Annotated in this window: 2 protein-coding genes; both read right to left on the bottom strand. The window is 66.1% G+C overall.

From position 1 onward, the window contains the following. Positions 1 to 56: 56 nt before the first annotated feature. The gene (locus tag Q0877_RS17005) at positions 57 to 275 is read right to left on the bottom strand and encodes a hypothetical protein (protein WP_299170032.1); all 219 of its coding nucleotides are present in this window, start codon (positions 273 to 275) and stop codon (positions 57 to 59) included. After that, entirely contained in the window at positions 272 to 1,528 is a 1,257-nt protein-coding gene (locus Q0877_RS17010; protein ID WP_299170033.1) for an IS256 family transposase, read from the bottom strand. The genes Q0877_RS17005 and Q0877_RS17010 overlap by 4 nt, the downstream gene beginning before the upstream one ends. Positions 1,529 to 1,651 lie beyond the last annotated feature (123 nt).

Here is a 1,651-nt window from a genome sequence, read left to right on the forward strand (position 1 = left end):
GGTCAAGTCCCGTGGAGTGGTGTAGCCGGTCTGTGGGTTTTCGAGGTTGTTGAGGGTTAGAAGTTGTGGTTCTCGGACGGGTCGGGTCGGGTTTCCTCCTCCGGGTGGGAGCCGCTTTGCTGCCAGTGGGGATTGATCGTGCCGTCGGCGAGCCAGAAGTCCTCGGGCCAGGGCGCCGGCCTTCCGTGCTCGTCCCACCAGCCGGTCTCGTAGCCGGCGGCGAGGAGCGCGAGGTCCTGATCGCGTGGTGACGTGTTGGGCTGGGTGGGGCTCATGCCGCTACCTCCGCGGTCTCCAGTTCGGGCAGGTCCGGGTGTGCTGCGATACCGGAGTCGACGGTTGTGAGGCGGCAGCGGGCGAGAACTTCGAGTCCGAAGTAGCGGCGCCCTTCGGCCCATTCATCGCTTTGCTCGGCCAGCACGGCCCCGACGAGGCGGGTGATCGCGTCCCGGTTGGGGAAGATCCCGACCACGTCGGTGCGGCGGCGGATCTCCTTGTTCAAACGCTCGTTGGGGTTGTTTGACCAGATCTGCTGCCACACGTCCTTGGGGAAGGCGGTGAACGCGAGGATGTCGGCGCGGGCCGCATCAAGGTGCGCGAACACCTTCGGGAGTTTCTCCTCGACGTAGTCCAGGAGCCGGTCGAACTGTGCGTTCACGCTGGCCGGGTCGGGCTGGTCATACACCGAATGCAGCATCGCTTTGACCGCCGGCCACAGGTTCTTCGGGGTCGCCGACATCAGGTTCGCCGCGTAGTGGGTGCGGCAGCGCTGCCATGAGGTGCCGGGAAGGTTCGCCGCGATCGCCTCGACGAGGCCGGCATGGGCGTCTGAGGTGACCAGTTTCACCCCGGTCAGGCCCCGGGCGACGAGGTCCGCGAAGAACGTGTTCCAGGCCGGGCCGGTCTCGCTGGTCGCCACGCGCAGGCCGAGGACTTCGCGGTGCCCGTCGGCGTTCACCCCGGTTGCCACCATGACGACCGCGTTGATCACGCGTCCGCCTTCACGGACCTTCATGGTCAACGCGTCGGCGGCGACGAAGGTGAACGGGCCAGCATCCCCCAGCGGCCGGGTCCGGAACTGGTCCACCTGCTGATCAAGGTCCGCGGCCATCCGGGAGACTTGTGATTTCGACAGCGAGTGGATGCCGAGGGTCTTCACGAGCTTGTCCATCCGCCGGGTGGAGACCCCGGCGAGGTAGCAGTCCGCGACGACGGTGATCATGGCCGCTTCGGCACGCTTGCGGCGCTCCAGGAGCCATTCCGGGAAATAGGTGCCCTGACGCAGCTTGGGGATAGCGACATCGATCGTGCCGGCGCGGGTATCGAGCTCGCGGTGACGGTAACCGTTGCGCTGGCTCAGGCGCTCGGGTGAGGGCTTGCCCCATTCGGCACCGGCTACGGCGTCCGCGTCCGCGGACAACAGCGCGTTGATCATGGTTTGCAGCAAATGGCGCATCAGGTCAGGCGACGCATCGCCCAGGGCTTCTGAAAGTACGCCGGCAGAGTCGACAATATGAGGAGCGGTCATCGTGTGATGTCCTTTCGAGTGGGATGTGAGAGTTTTCCTCGAAAGCGCACACGGTGACCGCGCCCCGTTGCGGGGCGGTGCCGGGTCACCGGCGGGCGTTACACCACTCTAAGGGGCACTACT

Origin of the sequence: uncultured Arthrobacter sp. (assembly GCF_947495145.1) — a bacterium.
In the GTDB taxonomy this organism is placed as follows: Bacteria; Actinomycetota; Actinomycetes; order Actinomycetales; family Micrococcaceae; genus Arthrobacter_D.

Excerpts from the sequence above, each read along its gene's own strand:
- Q0877_RS17005 (WP_299170032.1), bottom strand. The coding sequence starts at position 275 with ATGAGCCCCACCCAGCCCAACACGTCACCACGCGATCAGGACCTCGCG.
- Q0877_RS17010 (WP_299170033.1), bottom strand. The coding sequence starts at position 1,528 with ATGACCGCTCCTCATATTGTCGACTCTGCCGGCGTACTTTCAGAAGCC.